We start from the raw sequence: 20,558 nt of genomic DNA, 5'->3' as shown, positions 1-20,558 counted from the left end.
GTTTGACAGGGAATAGAGTGAATCTCATGCCGCCGACACCACTAGATCCTCAGTTTGTACGGAAGTTGTGTTTGCTGTGTTGCCACTGCGCTCGCAACATCGCATATTACCGTGTTGGGTTCGCGAACGAGAACGGGGCCGGCGGCCTGAAGGAGCCGACGCAGTTCGGTGCTACGGTCAACTCCAATATGCTCGATATCGCAGTGCTCGAATGGTGCAAGCTCTTTGCAGATCACAAGGCGCGGCACCACTGGAAGCGTTTCATTCGTAGCGAGGACGATCAGAAGCGGTTCCTCGGAGAGCTGCTGGGGACCACGGGACTCAGTCTTAACGAATGGAAGCGGTATCTGGATGAAATGCGGGTGTACCGTGACAAGTTCGTTGCCCATCTGGACGAACAGAATGTGATGCGGATTCCGTCACTGGGGACTGCATTGGAGAGCGTATTCTTTCTGTATGCGGATGTTCGATTGAGTTCACCGGCGGAGATATTCGCGACGGCACACTTGGCGAATCTTCCGGATGACTTGTCGGATTACTACAACGCATGTCGCGATGAAGGACGGGCCGCTTACGCGGTGGGGCGTAACCCCTGACGACGGAAAAAGCAGATATGCGCATGATTGAGGTTGGCACCGACCTGACTGCTATGCCAGGGGTGCGCGACGTGACGCCTGACAGTGAGGGTGAGCGAATTATCGTGACTTTCGTTGATGGCTCGTCGGCGACCATCGAGCGTGACCCTTTGGCGCTGTTCTCGCGCCGTGATTCATACATCATGAGGCTTTCAGGTGGCCGCGCCGATTGCGCTGGAACGGTCGTTCTTGGCCAGCCGCGGGCGAAGGTCATCGAGAAGCTAGCCGAGTTGGCTGGGCGCGCAGCGTCTGCCAACTAACGAATCGGAAAAGACGAGATGGATGACGAGAGCGTTCGCTACGATGGTTGGATGGCGCAGAACCGTGAGCTTGCGCAGAAACTTGGCGAAGCGATTTGGGCGTTCGCTCTCGTTGAGCGGGCCACCTATCGCTACATGAAGAAGCTGTCCAGCGACACGCTTGACGTGTTGATGGCCGATCAGTCGATCCCTGTCCGTATCCGAGTCATCAAGCAATTGATCGCGCGCGCGGATGGTTCTGAGTCGATGAAGCAGCTTGCCTACAAGTGCGTAAAAGCGATCAGCGACCTAGCGGAAGAACGCAACCTGTTTGCGCACAATCCCTTTCACACATGGATCGACTTCGATGCGCGTGAGTTCGTGCATGAGATCGAGAAGGTCACAGACCCTTCGCAGGTCAAGTCGCTCGGTGAGATGGAAGCGTTCACGCAAAAATCGCAGACGCTGGCAGCAGAATTCGAAGATGCGTTGTCGCATTTAACCTACAAAGGGAAGCCATAAAAAAGGCGAGCTATCGGGTTGCCGCAGTGTGATTCGCGGACCCGTTTCCGAATGTGACCATCAGTCGGCATAAGAGACAGGAAAACGGGAACAAATCATGAAAGTATTCGTTGCTATTGATGACGCAATGGGCGGGGACCAGTAAGCTGGTGTTCATCGGGCTCAACCTGATGCTCGGCCGGGAGCCAGATGACAGGACGATGGACGTCCATCGTTTTGAAGGAGTGTACGGCGATTATCAAAGCGCGCATCGAGCGTCTGGCCCAAAAGGCTCGCCGCTTAGCATCAAGATTTGAGCCAAGGAAAACAAACGTGCTCGCAAAAGCTCTTATATTGTGCAGCCTAGCGTGGGTGCTGACTGGATGCACCGACACTGGCCCGATCAAGATCGGACCGGATACCTACACGATTTCCACGCGCGTGCCATTGGGCGGCCCTGCTTCTGCGAAGGGACAGGCATTGCAGGAGGCAAACGCATATTGCTCGTCACAAGGCAGAGAGATACTTCTCCAACATGAGCAATCGAGTGAATGCGCTCTGCATGGTGGCTGTGGAGAAGCAGAAATTGAGTTTTATTGCCTCAAGGCCGGGGACCCGATGCTAAAGCGCCCTGAGTTCAAAGCGGAACCCAATCAGCGGGTTGAGATTGACCAAAAGTAGCGCGGCGAGATTACGGAAATGGAGTTGATGTGAAAAAAATGACGGAAGTGGAGCGCGCAGCATTGGAGCGGCTCCTTGGGCACGCCCAGCGTGACACGGGCCAGAGTCGTCGTGTCGCGGACTTTCTCCTGGCGTGGTGGAACGCGGCGAACTGCGGTGGGTTTGATATTACGACCGCGTGGGGTCTTGACGAGGAAATCGCAAAGGACGTGGTGACGGTATTCGGGCTCGCGGTACGTTGCAACACGTACCCTGACACACTCGGCTATGGACCCCAGTTTGAGGCCGTGGTTCGAGAGTGGCGTCCTGAGTTGGTCTCGAAGAAGTGACGGAAAAGCGCTCCCGCCAGTGGGCACTGGTCAAGCAGGAAAACATGTTTGGATATTTGAAGCGGAAGCCAACGGCGCGGTTTTGGGTGATCTCGACTCTGGTCGTAGTAGGCGCACTCGGTTGGTTGCTCCAGCCGTCGGACTGGACGAGCAAAATCATGTTCGCAGTAGGCATCCTGGGCGCTTACCTTGCAGTCGGAGCAGCGAAAAAAATCACCGATAGTTACGAAGGAAAACATAATGATGAAGACGGGAAACGGGGCGGGACTGATTGCGAGAGTTGTGATGCTCTCTGCTGCTGTTTTCATCGGCGGATGTGCTAGCACCCCTCCAACGAAGATCGGCGGAGATACGTACTATTCGTCAAAGACGAATACGGCAGGAATCTTCGGGGACGTGAGCGCGGTGAGCGGGAAGTTGATGGTTGAGGGCAATCAGTTTTGCGCTTCGATGGATAAAGAGTTCGAACTGGTGACGCAAACAACCACCTCCAATATTCCTGGCGTTCGGTTGGGCGGGGCGTCGATCACGTTCAGATGCGTCGTGCATGCCAACGACGTTCATATGCGCCCGGACAATGGCGTCACGACAACTACGACTCAATAGACCCGTCGCCGGATGGTTGTAAAGAGATAGGAAGAGCCGGTGCAGCCGGCGCAAGGAGAAGCGATGGAACACGAAGCACTCTACGATGCAATCCAGAATGCGTTTGACATACTCGCCGCGCATGACGGCAGAATCGAAGACGAACATCGCGCTCTCGTTGCTGGGCTGATCGAGCGATGCGAGATTGCCGCGATGAACACAGATGCCGACCTTGGGCCGTGGGAGCGCAGAGAATTCGCTTTGGCTCGTGCGGCGCACGCAGCTGGCTGGCTTCGCTTGTCCTTGACTGCGGCGCATAAGGCGTTGCAGGTAAGCGAGTTGCCGAGGGATCAATACGATTACGGCTGGACCTACAGCCAGCATCAGATTGAAAAGTCTGCTGATTGACCGGAAAAGCGGCATTGCCGCGCAACAAGGTAAAGATCATGGACGAGGGATCCGAAGCTCGCTTGCGAGCCATTTTTCAGAGCGTCAAGACGGGCAAGAGGACCACTCGTAGCGACGATGACTTCGCCGTTCGATGCCACCGTTTATGGCCGAAAGAGTACCTCGCACTTCGGGCGGAAGTTGTCGGGACGATGCTCCACCAGTTTGATCCGCTCGGCCGTTTGATGACTTTCATGTTGACGCGCGGCGTATCGCTTGGGTGGCTTAGGCTTGGATTCTCCTTGTCTCTCCTTTGGGTTTTGGGAGCATGCGCTTTTGCAGCGTACGACTTCGCGATCCTGTATCACTTGCATGCCGGATGGGAAGCGGCAGGTCATCCGGGATGGGAAGTCCGGAATCTACTCGTTATCTGTGGAGCGTCGTCTCAATCACCGGTAAGCAGTTGCTCGCTGGACCTCGGTCGAACGGTCTCGCTCGTGATCTGCCCGGTCGTTGCGGGATGGATTTTGGCAATCGGTCTAGCAAAACTCTATCGCTGGGTTCGCGACGGCTTTCGCGCCGATCAGCGTTGACAAGGAAAAGCAATGCAGATCGTGATTCCTTCGGCGAACGCGCCTGACGAACATTTTGAGGCGGTGCTGCCGCAATGCGGCGGTCCTATCGGGTCCGGCACAACTCGAGACGCATACGCCATTCGTAAGCGGCTCGGCTGGGCCGTGTCCTCACGCGCGCGCGAGTGAGGCATGATGGTGATGGCGTGTCGGAGTCCGTGTAGATCAAGGGAGATCGTGTCCACGATCGGCGATCGTGGGCACGATCCATCCAAATCTATCCAGATCTACCCGGTTGAGAGTGTGGGCGGGGTGAGGGGTTTCAGTTTGTCAGCCACATTCCAAGGCAGCAATTCGTCGATGCGAGAGATCTTGTGATCAGCGATGTGGGTCAGGACGTATTCCAGGTAGACACGCGGGTTGATTCCGTTGAGCTTGCACGTCCCGATCAAGCTATACATCGCGGCGGCCCGCTCGCCCCCGCTGTCGGAGCCGACGAACAGATAATTTTTGCGTCCGAGCGCGACACAGCGCAAGACGTTTTCGGCAAGCACATTGCTTATCTCGGCCCGACCGTCTTCACAGTAGAACGTGAGGGCTGCCCAGTGGTTCAGCGAGTAGTTGATCGCCTTGGCGAGCGCGGACTTCGTCGACAGCGTCGTGAGTTTTGCCCTGATCGTCGTTTCGAACTTCACGAGCAATGGCTTGCTCTTCTCCCGCCTCACGCGCAGACGCTCGTCTGGTTCCTTGCCGCGGATGTCGGCTTCTATGCTGTAGAGCTCGCCGATCATCTCGAGCAGCTGCTGGGTATCCGCAGTCGGCGTGCGCGCGTGAACATCGTAGATGTACCTCCTCGCGTGATCCCAGCATGCCGCTTCGTGGATCTCGCCGCTCGCGTACAGTTGATCGAACCCCGAGTAAGCATCGGCCTGCACGATGCCGTGGAATGCGGCGAGCCGGGTTTGAGGGTGGACGCCTTTGCGATCCGAGGAGAAGTCGAACCATACCGCAGCAGGCTCAGCCGAACCCGAGCGACGATCGTCGCGCACGTAGACCCAGAAGCGGCCGGTCACCGTCTTACCGTTGCCTGGCGCGAGCACCGCGACCGGCGTGTCGTCAACGTGTACCTTTCCGGGAACCAGTGCGTAGCGCTGGATCGCTTCAACGAGCGGCACACAGAGCTGGGCAATCTGCCCGAGCCAGCGGCCCATGCTGCCGCGATCCAGCGTCACTCCGTCGCGTGCCGCAATCTCCGATTGGCGATACAGCGGCTGATGATCAGCGAACTTCGACACCGCAATATCGGCCAGCAAGCTCGGATGCGCGATGCTGTGCTCGATCGGCAGGCTAGGCATCGCGGGTTGTTCGATGTGGCCGCAATCAGGGCAACACAGCTTGTGGCGGATCGTGCGGGTCACTTTGAACGCGGCCGCCACGCGGGCGAGTTGCTCGGAGACATCCTCGCCGAGCCACTGCATTACAGTCGCGCATATGGGGCAAGCCGAATCAGGTGTGAGTTCGATCTCGTCGCGCGGCAAGTGCGGCGGCAGTGGTTCTCGCGTGGGCTCTCGATTGGATGGTCCCTTCGATGCTTTGTCTCGTTGTCCTCGCGCCTCTGCCGCCCCTTGGCCGGCCGTCAGGTCTTCCAGCTGCGCTTCGAGCTTATCGATCTGCCGGGCCAGTTTCTCGGACTTGCTCCCGAAGTACATCCGCCTGAGCTTGTCGATCTGCGCCTTCAGTCGTTCGATCTCGTCGTCGCGTGCGGCAATCTCCCGCACCATATTCGTGATCGACGTCTGTTGCTCGAGCACCAGAGCCTGGAGCTCAGCGACGGTGGTGGGAAGCGGCGCATGTTTGGACATGCCCCGCAGTTTACGAGCCTTCGATGCGGTTTACAACATCGACAGAGCAGCAGTACGTCGCGGCTGCCGCCAGTCGATGCCCTCGAGCAGCATCGACAGCTGGGCGCTCGTCAGATGGATCTTTCCGCCATCGGCCTGGGGCCAGATAAAACGGCCTCGCTCCAATCGTTTTGCGAGCAACCAGAGTCCGTCATCAGTCGCCCAAAGCAGCTTCACGAGATCGCCGCGACGCCCGCGGAAGATGAACAGGTGGCCGCCCAGCGGATTCTCTTCGAGTGCTGTCTGCACCTTCGCGGCCAGCCCCTGGAACCCGCAGCGCATGTCCGTCACGCCGGCCGCTAGCCAGATACGCGTACCTGCGGGCAGCGCGATCACTTCAGACATTCCTGCAGGAATGCTTCGGTGCGCTCGGCAGACAGGCCGCGAATCTTCACGCGCCGCTTGCCGATCTCCACCTCGATCTCGCACACGGGCGTCGGCATCGGTACGCTGCTCATCGCTTCTGACATCACTGTCGGCTCCGGCGCCCGAAGTACCAACGCCGAGTCGATCACGTCGACGCTCAGCAGTTCCGTGCATGGCATGCTCGGCGCAACGTCGAGTGCAGGGACGACCAGCTTGCCTTCACGATATTGCTTGCGCCATCCGAACACCACATTGGCGTTGATGTCGTGCCGGCGCGCAACAATCGACACCGACATGCCGGGCTCCAACGTCTCTCTGATCACCTGCTGCTTGAATTCTCGCGCGTACGTGCGACGGGGATGGGCTCCGCCCCCTGCGTTCGACATGGCTGACTGGCTCCGTTAATCTAAACGCGCTCATCATGCTTTGGAAAAGTCAGCATCGGGAAACGGTCGGACCGAGCCGCTTACCGCCATTCCGTCGCATGATGACAAGGTACTCAAGGTATGCAAGGTGCCTGGCTACGTAACTAACTGGACCGAGGTCGTCGTCTACGTCCAGGTCAAAGACAAGTCGTTCTTTGGCTGTATCCATTCGTGGAGTCGTTCGGGGAAGGTCGTCGTCATGGAGCGCCTTGACGATATCGGGCCCGGAGAGATTTCTGGACTCGAAGTGCCGGATTGGTGGTCCGACCGGCAACGCAAGAACGTTGGCCGATCCTTGTCCGGCGAACTCAAATTGAGGGACTATGCGAGCTTGAATATCGCCCCCGGTGTGCTTTTCCGGATTGAGTGACGGACAGTGGGGCGGCATGTCTGCCGCGTAGAACGAGCGAACGAAGAAGACTAGGAAAAGACAACGACCGGCTCGCCATCGGCCGCCGCCTTGCTTGACGTACGTTTCGCATTCCTAATGACAGCATTCCCCACAAAGTCAGCCGAGTAGAACATGAGTTTAACTCCCAGAGGATGTCGTCAAGACATCACGATGGTTCCGACGACTGATCTCCCCCGATAGCGTCATGCAGCGCTTCAATTCTGTCCAAGCGGATCAAGGTCTCGCTCGGCTCACTCCGCTCGCTCGAATACCGGGAGAGTCTCGGAATTGCGGCTTAAACCCGTCCAAGATTTTTGCCGCACCCCCTCAACCGACATTATTATCCAGCCACTACAGCCTGTTCAGGCGGTAGTCACTGTTCTGTCGCGCTAAAAGGAGAACGGTCCAAATCGAAAAACGTATTTCATCGCGTCGCGCACTGCCTCGCCCCATGTATGCCTCTTATCGGGCATACCGTCGAGCTTTTCGCTGAGCAACCTCAACTCATCCTGGGCATTCCGGTGGGTCTCAATCTCCCGTACGACCCCGCGTGCCGTCAAGAAGCTGACGTTTATGCCCAGAAGCGCCGCCTCCCACGAGCTTTCGCGGGCTACTGCGTCGAGTACTGCGCGTGCAAGCCTCTTGCAATAGTCCCACGACCAGTACGTCCCTGAACCGGTCAAATTCTGATCAAGAATTTTTTGCTCCTGAAGTGTAAGGGCTCCATTCCAAGCAATGGTGTATAGCAGGTCAAAGCTAACTGCAAGCAAAGGCGCGACGCCAATTGCCGGCATCCTCATCCCTTCTGCAAATAACAGTGCGGCCAATGTGCTTTCGTGACGCTCCAGCTTGGTGACACGCGTACGCTTTAATATCTTCGCCCAAGCGACCCCGTCAATCGAACCAAGCGGTTGCGAAGCAACTGCATTACCAATGTCCGCCCAAATCGCTCGTGGAAGCAGATTCGTGTTCGCGATCACCTGCCGCAGCAACTCGCCCGAATGCGCGAACCGCTCGACCATCATTCGCGATACGTATGCGGGGACCGCGTCCTGCTCCCAGAGCATCGAAACACTGCTAACTACGCTCCCGGGTTCCACGTACAAAAGGAATTCGAAATCTTCTTCATCCAGCGTATCGCGAAATACCCGAATAAAGCACGACACGGATTCTCCGTCAAGCTGGCAAGACCGTAGCAGCACCTTCCTCGACGATGCATTTAGCAACCAGAACGATTCGTCTGTCAGAAGGTCCGGACGCATCTTGGCGAGTTCAACTGCTTGCTGCTCATTGATCGGTAGTGTCGCAAGTACGTCGGGTGGAATAAGGGCAATCGTGTGACGGAAACAGGATTCTACGAGTTCTGCCAGCTCCTCGTTCCGGCGTAGCGTGACCATCTCGGCAAGCATTGATGGCTCACGCGCGACGTCCAAGAACACATCAGAGAGTTGCGTCTCGTCAGGAAGGGTCATCATCAATTCCTGACGGTCGATCGAGCGCAATGTGCCCAAGAATGAGAGCGCCCGCCTTTCGGTCGAATCTGGCCCTTCGAAGAAGCGACCAAGCAGGAGATCCTGCTTGAGGAGCTGCGCGTCACGTCTGTTCGAAAAGGCTCGCCCGAGCAATCGCGCGACCTCGGCGAAGTCCTCAAGCTCCCTAGCATCGCCAATCAGGAGAAACACTTCCGCGAGGACCGGCATTGCACCGAAAGAGTCGCTCACGTCGATCGAGTATCGCCTTAGGAAACGACGCAGGGGCGTCGTATGAGTCCGGGTTAAATCCTTTGCAAGGAGCCTGATCCCGCGCCCCGAACCTGTGGCGCGTCCGACTTCGTCGCTCGGATTGGGTATTTGAGGCTCGGGAAACGACGCAAACCGCATTGTCGCTTCGGCCTCCAGTGGCAGCCCGCGAGCCGATGGCTCGGTACAAAAGGCGATGGTTCTGCGCAGTCGCGGCGGCATTTGCGACCAGATGGCGATGACGATCTCTTCATCCCGTTTTGATCCACGACTATCCAGCACGATGTCGCATTGTGACCATCTCGCTCCGTACACGCGGCGCACTGTTTCGTCGGCCTCAGGCAAGGCAACAGCAGCATGACGATCGACGAGGGGCTCACCGTCGTACGTCAGCGGAACCGCATAGGTCGAAAGCGATGAGATCGACGGCCGACGAAACAGCGACAGGATGAATCCGGCATCATTAATTTTCGACACCGTCACGTAGTCCAGCACTAGTGAATGTGTCCAGACGCAACCTGGGCGCGGCATTTCCTGTGCGGGCCAAGTCCGCGAAAACACGTACTTGTGTTCGCTTCGTAGAGGATAAGCTGTGATGTAGTCTTCGTCGTACCGAAGACCCCGCGACGTCAAAAGATCACTTGCCAACGCCATAGCATCGGCAGCTTCGGCGTCTAGCACGAGCGATGCCGCTAGTTGTCGATGTCCGTCCCGGTATCCATGCACCACCTGGTCGAACTCAAAAGGCTTTTCACGCATGGTCTTCCACAACGCCGCCAGTCATGAGCCAGTCGATGGGCGCAGTGAGGTCATGCGGCTGCGCGCCATGGCCGACGATCTGAACACGCTCCCCAGGAATCTTGGCCTGAAGCGCCTTCTGTTCATCGGGGAGCTTACCCCCTTGGGCACTCACTCCATAAACACGAATCGACCAGAGATCGTCATTATTACGAAGATACTGCCAAACCATGGGGCGATGCTGCTCAAGCCACTGCTCGGGCGATACGTCCTGCTCTTCTACGACATCCCACGCCGAAACAATCACTGCGATGGCCCTAGCCGTCGGGACACGGGGACGGCGATTCAGAATCTGGAGCAGTTCAACCAGCAGCGCCTCCTCAGGCATGTTTACCGGATCGAACGGTGCAGCACTGTACGCCGGAGCACTATTAGCAACCCCGGCGGGGTCCGCCATCGCCGGCTGCATCACGGGATTTGCGTCACCGCTCTCAGGTTCGGTACCTGATTCCGATCGCGACGGCTTCGCGTTCGTCCCATCCGTTCCACTCCCCTCCGCTTCAGACGGCACGGCGAACAGGCTGGCCAGAGCCTCCAGTCGAACATCGTCCGCGCTACGATCGGCATTTGTAAAAAGGAGCAAACCGTCCAACTCGAACAGCATGCGTGCAATACCGGACGAACAGTTTCCCGTTGCGGCGGGACGCCGAAAAGCTTCGCCCGAGAAATCTGGCACGACGATTTCGGCCTCGCTCGAATCGGCCTCCTTCCTGACGTGCAACGACACCCACTCTTCGACACCCGTCTGGGTGCGGTCCACCTGTTCACACGCGAGCCACTTCTCCGCGAGACCGTTGAGGTGCTTTTCTGCGTCGGAAAGGCGAGTCGCGCGCAGGACTGATTGCACTTCATGTGACACCAAAAGATGTCGTAAGGCAATGAGAAAGGTACTCTTCCCCGAGTCAGGCATTCCCGCAATAACCAGTTTTCTCGTCATATTTTTGCGCCGCGCAGATTCATCAGGCGTTCAAAAGCGCCCTTCCCGATCGGAGGAGCGACTTGCAGATGCTCTTCGTCATTTGAAACTTGCATCCAATCGGACAACAACTCGTGCATACCGTTCGACCCATCGTCCAAGTTGCGCGCGGCGACGTAATGCACCGAATATCGAATCTGCTTCGGAAACATCTGAACGAGCAGGGATGACAGTGCATCGACCCGGCGCCTTACCAGTAATTCGTGATGGTGACTATGTATCTTGTCGGTCTTAGTGATAACCAGTTGCATCGCAATCGAATGCCGGATCACGTTCTTCAACGCCATCGCGAGCAGGTGCACCTTCGAAATCGCCGACTCGCGCCTGCTACCGTCGACGAGATGTTCGCCGTCAAGCAGGAAGGCGACAGAATCTGCCCTTCGCACTTCAACCAGCGTTTCTGACAGCGGAGGTCGATCCAACACGTCCTGGAACTGCTCTCCCCGGCGGTCCGCCATGAACAGTTCGACGCGCTCGATCGCATCTCGATCTACGACGCTCATGTGAAGAAACTGGAGTTCCTGCACAGTTCGTGGCGTGTCAGGTGTTTCGCGGTCCGAAGCGAGCCGCGACATATGACAACGCTCCTCGAATCCGTGAATCGTCTCACTACCAGCGAAGCCAATCCTTTCTGCAAGATTGCGACGCACGATTTCGTAGAGGCTGGAAACTAGGGTCGTCTTTCCGCAATCAGGTACCCCGACAAGCGAAACTACAGCAAGTCGGCGACCTACAGGCGTCGACAGCATGCATTCGTCGGCATCCTTAGCCGTAAGCGACCGGCCAAAGCGGCTTACGCGAACAACGCTTTCCTGATCGACAGGGCGGCTCGCCTCGAATGCAATTTCATCGATTTCAGGCCCTATCACGAATTTCGGGCACTCTTCGGGCGCGAGGCCTTCGATGCAGCGATCTGTCGGCGCGTTGCAGCCGGCCGTAGTGCATTTTCCTTTCAATGGTTCTTTTACTTCTGGAGCAGATTCCATAGCAAGCGTTCTCGGTAAAGTTGCTCTGCGAATTCACTCGGCGTCAATTTAGTGTGTACCTCGACGTGTGCAGCACGCTTAAAGCGAGGTTGCCAGTCCTCTTCGTCCCCGCTTTCGATCGAATATTCAGCAGCGAGCATGATCGGGAAGACGCCCGGCACGTTCGCCGTGGACGGCTTGTTTTTAAAAATTGCCGGACGCTCCGCGAGCGGTATACCGACAATCGCTTCCGCGAATGACTTCGCGTGGTTGCGAGCAAGATCGTCGGCACACAGAACCCTCTCGAGTAGAGCCGGTGCTGCAAACGGACCAGCGGGGCGCAGCGGAGAAACCATGACCGAAAGATCGCCGGCTGCCCGTGCAGCGGCTTCGAAGGGCGGCAATGCGGCGAACGGACGCAGGGTTTCAGCACTCGCCTTGCCTACCACCCACCACTGCATCAGGGTCTCGTCCTCAACTATCGACTGCCGGACCGAAAGCGCTTCGAACGCCCTTGTTACGGCCGCACTTTGAGCGGCGAATGTCGCGAGTATTCCATCGACTACGGCCTGCATCGGAGCGACGGCATTTACGACGTTTCCGGTGGCGAGGACATCATTCAACGCCTTGACGTGCTCGGCGGTAACCTGTGGTTTCGGTGCAGCGTATTTCGCCACTGGCGCCGCCGCACGTTGCATCAGCCAAAGCTGCTCCTGCGCGATCGCTTTCAACCGACCGTCGACATGTTTGGCCGGCTGCCCCATCGAAGCAGACATGATCACAAGCGCTGCCGCCAGTCCCGTTCTGCCGCCAGTCGCGAGTACTGAATTCGTTATGGCTGCGCACACAGCTGCTGCGGCCTTGTCCAGCTGAACCGGCGCAAAGTCAGGGTCCGCTTCACTTACCGGACTCAGGAGTTCCCGGACCTTCGCCAGATCGGCGACCAATCCTGTCGACACGGCGGCCGCGGCAATCGTCTGCTCAACACTGATATTTGCACGTAGCGCATCGATAGCAATCGATCGACGCTCAATCGACGCGGCATCGGCTGTGATGCCAATGGCTGAATGCAGTCGCAACAGGTATTGCGAGGTAGTCTCGGACATTGTTCTAGCTTCTCTCATTCGTCATCTGCCAAAGCAGCGCAAGTTTCCCACGCTGCCTTGCCCGTTCGAGTGCGCGCGTAAAGCGCTGAACCTCGGGCAATCCTTTTTCGCTCTCTTCGAGCAATTCGAGTGTTCCGGCAATCGCGCTCTTTCTCGAAATCGACAGCCGGAAAAACTCATTCACTATTCGACGCATTGGTGGTGTCGTCGTTTCGACGGATGCATCGGCTACCGCCGAGTCACTGCTTTTCGCTGGTATCACAGGCACCTCCGCTGGTTTTGGCGCGGTCCAGGGAACGAGGTCAAAGTGATGCTTATGCGTCGGACGGTTATCCGTGTCTTCATGGTTGCGAAACTGCGTCGGGTTTTCCTGCCATTCCCGCGCAACGATTTCGACATGAAGTTCACGCTTCGCGCCTGCTTCAATCCATATCTCAATGATGTTATATCCGGGTTTCCACGGCGCCTCATCACGTGCTGGGTTGACCGCGCCGGCATACAACGTAACGTGGTCTCTCGCAAACGCGACTCGCTGGTTATGCTCGTGACCAAACAGCATAATCTTTGCCTTGGACTGGAGAAGACTCTCCGCATCTGTGCTGTCAAGTAGCCACGCCGGCGGGTGATGACAGATAGTCAGATACTCAACTCCGGGGCGCCGCAGAATGGTACAAGCCCTCTTCCCGAGGAACAGCGATCCCTTCGTGTCGCCGGGTCCCGAAAGTAGCGCCGAATTCAAACCCCGTACCTTCAGAACCGATCCATCGTTCAGAACGAGATCTTCCTCACTGTCCCAAGCGTACCGTTTGTCCGCAAAAAACGTGCAGTCGTAACGGGCGGCGAATTCGTTGTACTCGGTAAGCGGTTTGTAAATCAGCTCACTGGCCGTGTCCTCGCCGAGGCGGATCAATAGCTGTCGTTCACGTTCTTCGTTGTTCGCCTCGCCCCGAATAGATCTGTGCATGTCACGGACCGGGCTGTTTTTTAGGATGTACTCGCGATCTACGTCATGGTTGCCTGGACAAACATACACCATTTCGCGCCCACAGCCCCCCGTGGCGGTAAGCTCGTCAAGCCAACGCTCCGCTTCCTCATATTCGTGCTTCGCACCAGAAAAAGCGACGTCGCCTGTCACCACGATAGCGTCAATTGCTCCACGGTCGCGGACCATCTTGTCGACGTCCAGGCGAAGCTCTTCGCGCAGCGCGTAATCTGGATCATGCCCTATCTTTCCGGGACGCTGAAAGTGAATGTCTGAGAGATGCAGTAGACGGATTCTCTTCATTGTGTGTCGAGGTTGAATTTAACCGATGTATTGTATCCGTTGGTCACTTACACGACGAGCGCCTACGCCGATATCGCGCGGTGTGCTATGAACACAACGCAGACGTTTTCGAAGGGTAACGAACTCGCCGCATCCGGGCGCTGCGTGGCAGGTGCAGCATGTGCCGCCCTCCCTGTAAACGAACCCGAAAGCCGGCGTGCAGTGGCGGCAGGCTTTCCGATGATCACGCCAGCCGAAAAATCTGCCTTTGAGGCAACCCGCCCGGGCCGCCCGTGAAAGCCTGCACCTGGAAGCGCAGACCAACCTGCGAGACGTCTTGCTGGCTAGGGCGCGGCGGCGCTGCGAGTTGGCGCACGCCAATTACGCGAGCCGCGGATCGCGGTGCGTCAGCTCTCGTCCCCTCGCTTCGGCGACGACGGCCACCACGGCCTGATCGGCGGCAATGACGCGCACGCGCGCGATTCGATTGTCGTGCCGGTGCGCGTGAAGCGCTAACTGGCGATCCGCGGCGTGCTGGTATGAAGATGAGCCGCGGGAAATCCCGCACGTGGTTGATCGTCGACGTGCGAGTGACGCGATGGGGTGGCGTCTTTGTCGGCACGCTGCGCATGCTAGCGCTGAAGCCCTGCATGTGCGCGAAGCCGCTCTTACCCCTTGAGCTGCTCGCAATGCTCGGGGGTTCAACCAAGGGTGCCTTGACTCATTCCATAACTGCCCCCCGGCTTCCGCGCTCGGCCAGCTGTCGACGTCCCCTGTGTCGCGAATTGCGTCAGTCAGCCGCAAACGCTCGCGCACTGCCGACCGATGAGGAAAACGCGTGATCACGACGGCACTCTTCCGTCTCCCTGCCAGATTGGATAACTGCTATTACCAAACTGCATCTAATGGCTTACGTCTCAAAGCTTCTTTGGCCCGGAATACGTTCATGGCCCCTAGGTCGGGCGCCGAACCAAGTTCACAGGGCGAAGGTGATGAGGTTTCCACCGGACAGTCCCCATCGAAGCCGATTGAACGGCGCCCTCATCCCAGCTGGCAGACGTCCTTTTTTCTACTTGCAAGAGTTCGCCTCAATTGAGCGACGATGCGCCCTGGCGCCATCAGTCTCCCGCTCCACCGGAGCGAGCCTGTGGCCTACTGGCCGCTGACAAATAGCCCGGCGATCCCCATCTTCTCGAAAATCGCCACATCTGATAACTGGAGTCTGGGGTGTCCATTTAACCGGAGTTGAGCGCAGACTGGGCAATGGAACGTCCCCCCCGCCAGCACCCACTGCCCTAAGTCCCTTGGGGAGTTTCAGGCTTGGTTCCCGACTGATGCAGACTGCCTGGACTACCTCGAATGGCTGCGATGGCCTTGCGGCTTCGTCTGCCCGTCCTGTGGACATCCGCGAGGACGGCGGCTTGGAGACGACAGGTTCATGTGTACTGGATGCGATAGCCGCACATCAGTGATGGCAGGCACCATCGCCCGTGGAGGCAAATCGCTAACTCCGGTTAAATGGACACCCCAGACTGGAGTAATCACGAACCGGCACCTCCGGCTGGAACCCGTGCACCGGCCCGATGGGCGGCCACCCGCGCCGGCGTGCCGCGCGCTCAGCGACTGCCGGGCGGGCGGGTCGCCAGGGTGCGCCGGTACTGGTCGACTTCGAGCAGCAGATGGTCAATCCGCTCGCGCAGCTGGCCGTTCTGCGCCCGCAGCGCGTCCGCCTCCCCGCTCGCCTGCAGCCGCACGGCATCGTTCTGCATCTTGAGAAACCGCTCGGTCCCGGCCAGCTGCTCGGCCGTCTGCGCGAGGGTCGTGGCGCCGACGCCGGCGCGTTCGATCGACGCGTACAGATCGCCGAGCAGCCGGTTCACGTGTTCACCGGCCAGATCCCGCGCCGCATGCGCTTCGCCGAGTTCGCGGTGCAGCTGGGCATTGTCCTGCTCAAGACGCCGGATCCGCGCGTGCGCATCTTCCAGCGCCGCCTGCAGCAGTGGCTGCTGCATCATCGCGTTCGCGTCACCACGATCTTGGGCGGCACCGCTCGCATGCCCGTCCCCCCGCTCGCGCTGCGAGGCATATAGCGGTGCGAGCGCCTCGCGCACCACCGGGGCCAGCGCCTGTCGCATCAGCTCGAGATCGGCTGGCCGGCTGTCCGCGCGGCCCGGCTGCGCCATCGGCGCGAGCGCCTGTGCGCGCAGGATCGCCTGCTGGACCGTCGGCGCACTCGGATGACGCCGGACGCCGGCCTGCGGCGCGACATCGCGCAGCAGCCGGCTGTAGGTGGTGGCGCCAAACACGCGGCCGGTAATGGCCCGGACTTCCGCGATCAGGCCATCCAGGAAGCGTGCATTGTCGCGCGGGAAATCCCGGTCGATCGCGGCGATGCCATTCATGATCGCGAGCAGTTGCGCATCGCTCCATTCAATCCGGGGTCGGCCCATTGTTCAGTTCCTCGGGGTCCGTCAGAAAAGATCGCCCTGCCGCGGATCGCGCGCTGGGGGTTTTGATGCCTTCACGGGGCGCGCCGACTGGCGCCGCGGCTTCACGTGCCGCAGATGCGCGATGAGCCGGACCGGCACGCCCTCGGCCAGCAGTGTCAGGCTGAAAAGCCCAGTCTCCCCCGGCGCCGGCGCGCCGGGGTTGCCCACTGCGGCTCCGAGGGACGGTTGAAGGGCCCGGCGGCGGGCGCGCGCGACCAGCTGCGCGCGGCTCATCCCGGGCCAGCACTCGGCCACCAGCCGCTTCACCGCGTCGGCGTCCGATGAAGCGAAAGTAAGAGCGATTTCGAAGTAAAAGTTGTAGCGCCTGCCGCGAATGCCGCGAGCGCTCGTCGGGTTGTTCGCGAAGCGGCTACGCCGACGGTTTGACTGGGCGACCCGTTGGGCCACCCGTGCTGAAACACAGCGCGTCCCACTATTACTTCTATGGCTTGTTCTGCAGCCGCAGCCGCGCCGTCTCGATTGACTGGTGAAGTTTGGCCTGCAACGTCTCACGCGACGGCAGCACGGTCAGATATTCGGCGACGTGAATTCCACTTTTGTCCAGTTCGAGCAGTTCGATCTGCTCCTGTTTCTTTCCGGCGCACAGGATAATGCCAAGCGGCGGCAGTTCGTCCCGTTCCTGCTCATGTTTTGCGAGCCAGCGAAGATAGAGTTCCATCTGGCTTTTGTGTTCGGCCTTGAAAGCGCCGAGCTTCAGTTCGACGGCCACCAGTCGCTTCAGCTTGCGGTTGTAAAACAGCAGGTCGATGTTATGCCGACCTCGGCATAACATCGATTGTTCCGATTTGCGGGTTATTCCGACGGTTGCGTAAGGGCGGCTGAGGCAAGGAGTTTCGCTCCGACGGATCGGGATAACCGAGAGGCTCCCTGGGGCGCTCGAGGGTGAGGTGGTGCGATGAGGCTGACCGGCGCATCGTGATAGGTGCGTGGCCCTGACGTGAGAGGTCACGCCTATCCGATAGGAGGTCTGCGTCATGGAGAACGACAACGAACTGTCTGTCCTTGTCGAGGGAGTGATGTCCCGGGGGGCTCGGATCGGCTTGGCCGACGCCACTCAGAAGTATTACCGCGCGTGCTGCCGCGTCGTGGTCCGTTTCTGTCAGACGCGCGAGAGTGCGCGATTGACAGACGCAATCCTCGTGGAGTTCCTGGCGGCAATGGATGAGCGTCATCGCCGCGGAGAGATCGGCGAGGTGATGCGATCGGCTCTGGAGAAGTCGGCCCGGATGCTGCTGGAGTTCGAGCGGACTGGTGCCGTGAACTGGCGACGGCGTAGGCCGGCGTCTGGTCTGCGGGACGCTTCGGCGATGATATTGGATGCGTTCTCGAAGTCAGCGTGTGGCGAGCTGTCGGCCGGGTCGGTGCGGTTACTTGTGCTCGAAGTCCGCCAGTTCCTGCGTCACCTGGACGCGCTCGGTCGCGACCTTCCCGCGGTGAACATCGAGGATGTCCGAGAGTATCTGGTCGTCGCCCGACCACGTCACAACGCGGGTATGGGGAACACGGTCTGGGCGATCAAGCGGTTCTTCGCGTTCGCCAACCAGCGCGGGCTGAACGCGCTAAGGGTCGAGGCTCTGCTGGCCCGAGTGGGGCCGCGACGGGTACGAGCGCTGCCGTGCTTCACTGCGGAGGAGACTGCGAACATCGTGGCAGCAATCGAAACCGGTTCCCCGAATGGGAAGCGGGACTATGCGATGGTCGTGCTGGCGCTATCCACGGGCCTCCGCGGCGGCGACATTGCAGCGCTCCGACTAGACGAGATCGACTGGCGGCGCGACGAGATCCGCATGATCCAGCACAAGACATCCGCAGCGGTGACGCTACCGTTGTTGGCACAGGTGGGCAACGCGATCGCGGACTGGCTGCTCAGCGGCCGGCCCGAGTGCGAGGCGCCGGAGGTGTTCGTGCGCCTCAAGGCCCCGTTCGTGAAGCTGACCGGCCCGACAGGCGCGTTGCTGATGGCCCGCTGGCTCGACAAGGCCGGCGTGGCCCACCACGCAGGAGATGGCAAGACCTTCCACGCACTGCGCCGCACAGCGGGAACCCGCTTGGTCGAGTCTGGTGCCGAGCTTGCGCTGACCGCGCAAGTTCTCGGCCATGCCAACGTCGACTCGTCCCGCCGCTACATCGCGCTAGCCGACGTGTCGCTGCGGGACTGCTGCCTGCCGCTGGACAGTCTGGTCTGCACGAGGGAGGGCCTGCGATGATCACGTTCACCAGCGCCTTCGCTTCCCACATTGAGGCGATGCTCGACTGGCGCGAAGCGCTCGGATACTCCCGCAGGACTCTGGCTTATCCGATGATGAGCTTCGACCGATTCTGCGCCAGGCGTTATCCCGGCGAAACGGTCCTGAACCGCGAGTTGGCCACGGCTTGGTGTCAGGAGGGCACGCGGGTCGATTGGCCCGCTCACAAGGCGCACGCTGTCCGAGCGTTCGGCAAGTATTTGCGCCTGCTTGGCAAGGACGCGTTTGTACTGCCCGCTGCGTGGATAAGCCCGCACGTTCGGAGCTTGCCGCATCTGTTCGCCGACACAGATCTGGCGGCGTTCTTCGCTGCGGCGGATCGGATCACACCGTGCTCGGCCAGCCCGTTCCGCGAGTACACGATCCCGGTGCTGTTCCGTCTCATGCTCGGGTGCGGGCTGCGGCCCCAAGAGGCGCGGCTGCTGCGGCGCCGCGACGTCGACTCAGGATCGGCTGTCCTGACAATCGAGCGATCGAAACGAAACAAGGATCGTCGAGTCCCCGTCGAAGAGGCCCTGGCTCGTCTGCTTGTCCGATTCGACGATCTCGCCGAACTGCGCCGCCCCGGACGGACGTTCTTCTTCGAGGATCACCCCGCCCAGCCCTACCCGGCGCGCTGGGTCACGGCGTCTTACCACCGGTGCCGCGCGATGGCCGGCGGCATCGCACCGTACTCGACACCCTACACACTGCGTCACAACTACGCGACCCGCACCCTGACTCGGTGGGTTGAGGAAGGGCGCGACCTGAACGTCTGGCTGCCCTATCTATCGGCATACATGGGCCACGACACCTACTCCTCGACCGCCTACTACATCCACCTGCTGCCCGAGCGCCTCGCCGCGACCGGCCTGACCAGCGCGGCCGGCATCATCCCGGAGGTAACCCCGTGAACACGCCCATCGACACCTTCTACCGGCACCTGCGGGAATGGTTCACCGTCTTCCTTCCCCGCCAGCGCGCCGTCAGCCCCCATACGATCACGGCCTGCCGGCAGGCCTGGAACCTTCTCCTGGGCTACGTCGACAACAGCCGGGGAATCCGGCTGGAGAAGGTGACCTTCGCCGTCCTCGACAGGGCGCTCATCGCCGGGTTCCTCGACGACATGACAACCACGCGTGGCTGGACGGCCACCACCTACAACCAGCGCCTGGCGTGTATCCGCTCGTTCTTCCACTACGCCGCCACCGCCGAGCCCACGCTCGCTATGCACCTGGCTGACATCGCCGGCATCCCGCAGAAGAAGAGCCCGGCCAAGCTGCCCGTGTGCCACCTGACCACTACCGCAGTCACGGCCCTGCTCGCTGCGCCCGACCCAGCTACCAAGGCCGGACTGCGCGACCAGTTCTTCATGATCCTCATGTATGACCTCGCTGCTCGTGACGCCGAGATGCTTGCCCTGACCGTCGGCGACATCAATACGCAGCGGCGTAGTGCCGAACTTGTCGGAAAGGGCTCCAAGCCTCGCAGGCTGCCAATCACCCCTGACACTGCCGCGCACTTCCGCCGCTACGTTGAAACGTTCCACCCTGACGGAGACCTAGTCCAGCCGTTGTTCTACACGATCCACGACCACCGCAAGACGCCTATGTCCGACGACAACGTCGCCCGGTTCCTGCGCCAGCACGCCGACACGGCCCGGCAGGCTTGCCCGGAGATGCCCGGGAAGGTCCACCCTCACATGCTTCGCCACTCCCGTGCGATGCATCTCTACCAGGCGGGCATGCCCCTCCCGATCCTCACCGAGTGGCTCGGACACGCCGACCCCGAGACGACCCTCATCTACGCCCACGCCGATACCGAGATGAAACGCGCGGCGTTGGAGAAAGCCACCCAAGGCCACAACGTCAGCCCGTCACCGCCCCCGATCTGGCACGACCGGCAGGACATCATTCAACGACTCTGCGGACTCACCTGATGACCGCACTATCCCGATACCCAC

At 59.8% G+C, this 20,558-nt stretch carries 21 protein-coding genes and 2 pseudogenes; 12 read left to right on the top strand and 11 right to left on the bottom strand.

Annotation, left to right across the window (positions count from 1 at the left end; translation table 11 throughout):
- The first annotated feature begins 17 nt into the window (after positions 1–17).
- From KHO33_RS29280 to KHO33_RS29250, 7 genes are all read left to right on the top strand, one after another.
- On the top strand, positions 18–596 hold the full coding sequence (locus KHO33_RS29280) for a hypothetical protein (protein ID WP_200567556.1): 579 nt from the start codon (positions 18–20) through the stop codon (positions 594–596).
- Between the two features lie 17 nt (positions 597–613).
- Positions 614–895, top strand: a complete 282-nt coding sequence (locus KHO33_RS29275; protein WP_200567555.1) for a hypothetical protein — start codon at positions 614–616, stop codon at positions 893–895.
- An 18-nt stretch (positions 896–913) separates the two neighbouring features.
- Positions 914–1,396, top strand: coding sequence for a hypothetical protein (locus KHO33_RS29270; protein WP_200567554.1), 483 nt, complete (start codon positions 914–916; stop codon positions 1,394–1,396).
- 689 nt (positions 1,397–2,085) lie between these two features.
- Positions 2,086–2,385, top strand: a complete 300-nt coding sequence (locus KHO33_RS29265) for a DUF7673 family protein (RefSeq protein WP_200567553.1) — start codon at positions 2,086–2,088, stop codon at positions 2,383–2,385.
- A gap of 240 nt (positions 2,386–2,625) precedes the next feature.
- Positions 2,626–2,991, top strand: coding sequence for a hypothetical protein (locus tag KHO33_RS29260; protein WP_200567552.1), 366 nt, complete (start codon positions 2,626–2,628; stop codon positions 2,989–2,991).
- 63 nt (positions 2,992–3,054) lie between these two features.
- Positions 3,055–3,378, top strand: a complete 324-nt coding sequence (locus tag KHO33_RS29255) for a hypothetical protein (RefSeq protein WP_200567551.1) — start codon at positions 3,055–3,057, stop codon at positions 3,376–3,378.
- 38 nt (positions 3,379–3,416) lie between these two features.
- Positions 3,417–3,950: a hypothetical protein gene (locus tag KHO33_RS29250; protein ID WP_200567550.1), complete on the top strand. Its 534-nt coding sequence runs from the start codon at positions 3,417–3,419 to the stop codon at positions 3,948–3,950.
- Between the two features lie 266 nt (positions 3,951–4,216).
- On the opposite strand, the gene tnpC is transcribed toward KHO33_RS29250, so the two are convergent.
- The 3 genes from tnpC to KHO33_RS42650 are packed head-to-tail and all read right to left on the bottom strand — an operon-like array spanning position 4,217 to position 6,582.
- A complete protein-coding gene (tnpC, locus tag KHO33_RS29245) occupies positions 4,217–5,791 on the bottom strand; it encodes an IS66 family transposase (protein WP_200567549.1) in 1,575 nt (524 codons plus the stop codon).
- Positions 5,792–5,821: 30 nt separating this feature from the next.
- Positions 5,822–6,166 (bottom strand): IS66 family insertion sequence element accessory protein TnpB, encoded by a 345-nt coding sequence (gene tnpB, locus KHO33_RS29240; RefSeq protein WP_075358736.1) that lies wholly within the window; start codon positions 6,164–6,166, stop codon positions 5,822–5,824.
- Entirely contained in the window at positions 6,163–6,582 is a 420-nt protein-coding gene (locus tag KHO33_RS42650; protein ID WP_201108857.1) for a transposase, read from the bottom strand. The genes tnpB and KHO33_RS42650 overlap by 4 nt, the downstream gene beginning before the upstream one ends.
- A gap of 40 nt (positions 6,583–6,622) precedes the next feature.
- Between KHO33_RS42650 and KHO33_RS29230 the strand changes: the two genes are divergently transcribed.
- Positions 6,623–6,991, top strand: a complete 369-nt coding sequence (locus tag KHO33_RS29230; protein ID WP_200567548.1) for a hypothetical protein — start codon at positions 6,623–6,625, stop codon at positions 6,989–6,991.
- A 410-nt stretch (positions 6,992–7,401) separates the two neighbouring features.
- On the opposite strand, the gene KHO33_RS29225 is transcribed toward KHO33_RS29230, so the two are convergent.
- From KHO33_RS29225 to KHO33_RS29205, 5 genes are read right to left on the bottom strand one after another with little or no spacing between them, the layout of a single operon-like run.
- A complete protein-coding gene (locus tag KHO33_RS29225) occupies positions 7,402–9,510 on the bottom strand; it encodes a GAP1-N1 domain-containing protein (protein ID WP_234480824.1) in 2,109 nt (702 codons plus the stop codon).
- Entirely contained in the window at positions 9,503–10,486 is a 984-nt protein-coding gene (locus tag KHO33_RS29220) for a TRAFAC clade GTPase domain-containing protein (protein WP_200567547.1), read from the bottom strand. Before KHO33_RS29220 ends, KHO33_RS29225 begins: the two co-directional genes overlap by 8 nt.
- Positions 10,483–11,511: a TRAFAC clade GTPase domain-containing protein gene (locus KHO33_RS29215; RefSeq protein ID WP_200567546.1), complete on the bottom strand. Its 1,029-nt coding sequence runs from the start codon at positions 11,509–11,511 to the stop codon at positions 10,483–10,485. The genes KHO33_RS29220 and KHO33_RS29215 overlap by 4 nt, the downstream gene beginning before the upstream one ends.
- Positions 11,490–12,596 carry a GTPase-associated system all-helical protein GASH gene (locus KHO33_RS29210; RefSeq protein ID WP_200567545.1) on the bottom strand — a complete coding sequence of 369 codons (1,107 nt, stop codon included), beginning with the start codon at positions 12,594–12,596 and terminating at the stop codon, positions 11,490–11,492. Before KHO33_RS29210 ends, KHO33_RS29215 begins: the two co-directional genes overlap by 22 nt.
- A 4-nt stretch (positions 12,597–12,600) precedes the next feature.
- Positions 12,601–13,881 (bottom strand): metallophosphoesterase, encoded by a 1,281-nt coding sequence (locus KHO33_RS29205; protein WP_200567544.1) that lies wholly within the window; start codon positions 13,879–13,881, stop codon positions 12,601–12,603.
- A 1,318-nt stretch (positions 13,882–15,199) separates the two neighbouring features.
- On the opposite strand from KHO33_RS29205, the pseudogene KHO33_RS42230 reads away from it, so the two are divergent.
- Positions 15,200–15,304, top strand: a pseudogene (locus KHO33_RS42230) (transposase); the annotation flags it as partial.
- A 172-nt stretch (positions 15,305–15,476) separates the two neighbouring features.
- Here the strand turns inward: KHO33_RS42230 and KHO33_RS29195 are convergent.
- The 3 genes and pseudogenes from KHO33_RS29195 to KHO33_RS29185 all read right to left on the bottom strand — a co-directional run.
- Entirely contained in the window at positions 15,477–16,310 is an 834-nt protein-coding gene (locus tag KHO33_RS29195) for a hypothetical protein (protein ID WP_200567543.1), read from the bottom strand.
- Positions 16,311–16,331: 21 nt separating this feature from the next.
- Positions 16,332–16,757 (bottom strand): hypothetical protein, encoded by a 426-nt coding sequence (locus KHO33_RS29190; RefSeq protein WP_200567542.1) that lies wholly within the window; start codon positions 16,755–16,757, stop codon positions 16,332–16,334.
- Between the two features lie 34 nt (positions 16,758–16,791).
- Positions 16,792–17,118: pseudogene (locus tag KHO33_RS29185) on the bottom strand (PDDEXK nuclease domain-containing protein); the annotation flags it as partial.
- A 226-nt stretch (positions 17,119–17,344) separates the two neighbouring features.
- Between KHO33_RS29185 and KHO33_RS29180 the strand changes: the two are divergent.
- Genes KHO33_RS29180 through KHO33_RS29170 form a run of 3 tightly spaced genes read left to right on the top strand, consistent with a single transcriptional unit; the run spans position 17,345 to position 20,534 of the window.
- Positions 17,345–18,577 carry a tyrosine-type recombinase/integrase gene (locus KHO33_RS29180; RefSeq protein WP_200567541.1) on the top strand — a complete coding sequence of 411 codons (1,233 nt, stop codon included), beginning with the start codon at positions 17,345–17,347 and terminating at the stop codon, positions 18,575–18,577.
- Positions 18,574–19,509 (top strand): tyrosine-type recombinase/integrase, encoded by a 936-nt coding sequence (locus KHO33_RS29175; RefSeq protein WP_200567540.1) that lies wholly within the window; start codon positions 18,574–18,576, stop codon positions 19,507–19,509. Before KHO33_RS29180 ends, KHO33_RS29175 begins: the two co-directional genes overlap by 4 nt.
- On the top strand, positions 19,506–20,534 hold the full coding sequence (locus KHO33_RS29170; protein ID WP_200567539.1) for a tyrosine-type recombinase/integrase: 1,029 nt from the start codon (positions 19,506–19,508) through the stop codon (positions 20,532–20,534). The genes KHO33_RS29175 and KHO33_RS29170 overlap by 4 nt, the downstream gene beginning before the upstream one ends.
- Positions 20,535–20,558: the final 24 nt, after the last annotated feature.

The sequence above is a fragment of the Paraburkholderia nemoris genome, assembly GCF_905221015.1.
GTDB lineage: Bacteria > Pseudomonadota > Gammaproteobacteria > Burkholderiales > Burkholderiaceae > Paraburkholderia > Paraburkholderia nemoris.
Note: the sequence above shows the minus strand (reverse complement) of the source record. Positions and strands in the feature narration are given on the sequence as shown.

Excerpts from the sequence above, each read along its gene's own strand:
- KHO33_RS29270 (WP_200567554.1), top strand. The coding sequence starts at position 914 with ATGGATGACGAGAGCGTTCGCTACGATGGTTGGATGGCGCAGAACCGT.
- KHO33_RS29175 (WP_200567540.1), top strand. The coding sequence starts at position 18,574 with ATGATCACGTTCACCAGCGCCTTCGCTTCCCACATTGAGGCGATGCTC.
- KHO33_RS29275 (WP_200567555.1), top strand. The coding sequence starts at position 614 with ATGCGCATGATTGAGGTTGGCACCGACCTGACTGCTATGCCAGGGGTG.
- KHO33_RS29250 (WP_200567550.1), top strand. The coding sequence starts at position 3,417 with ATGGACGAGGGATCCGAAGCTCGCTTGCGAGCCATTTTTCAGAGCGTC.
- KHO33_RS29195 (WP_200567543.1), bottom strand. The coding sequence starts at position 16,310 with ATGGGCCGACCCCGGATTGAATGGAGCGATGCGCAACTGCTCGCGATC.
- KHO33_RS29210 (WP_200567545.1), bottom strand. The coding sequence starts at position 12,596 with ATGTCCGAGACTACCTCGCAATACCTGTTGCGACTGCATTCAGCCATT.
- KHO33_RS29225 (WP_234480824.1), bottom strand. The coding sequence starts at position 9,510 with ATGCGTGAAAAGCCTTTTGAGTTCGACCAGGTGGTGCATGGATACCGG.
- tnpC (WP_200567549.1), bottom strand. The coding sequence starts at position 5,791 with ATGTCCAAACATGCGCCGCTTCCCACCACCGTCGCTGAGCTCCAGGCT.
- KHO33_RS29220 (WP_200567547.1), bottom strand. The coding sequence starts at position 10,486 with ATGACGAGAAAACTGGTTATTGCGGGAATGCCTGACTCGGGGAAGAGT.
- KHO33_RS29215 (WP_200567546.1), bottom strand. The coding sequence starts at position 11,511 with ATGGAATCTGCTCCAGAAGTAAAAGAACCATTGAAAGGAAAATGCACT.
- KHO33_RS29255 (WP_200567551.1), top strand. The coding sequence starts at position 3,055 with ATGGAACACGAAGCACTCTACGATGCAATCCAGAATGCGTTTGACATA.
- KHO33_RS29205 (WP_200567544.1), bottom strand. The coding sequence starts at position 13,881 with ATGAAGAGAATCCGTCTACTGCATCTCTCAGACATTCACTTTCAGCGT.
- KHO33_RS29260 (WP_200567552.1), top strand. The coding sequence starts at position 2,626 with ATGATGAAGACGGGAAACGGGGCGGGACTGATTGCGAGAGTTGTGATG.
- KHO33_RS42650 (WP_201108857.1), bottom strand. The coding sequence starts at position 6,582 with ATGTCGAACGCAGGGGGCGGAGCCCATCCCCGTCGCACGTACGCGCGA.
- KHO33_RS29180 (WP_200567541.1), top strand. The coding sequence starts at position 17,345 with ATGGAGAACGACAACGAACTGTCTGTCCTTGTCGAGGGAGTGATGTCC.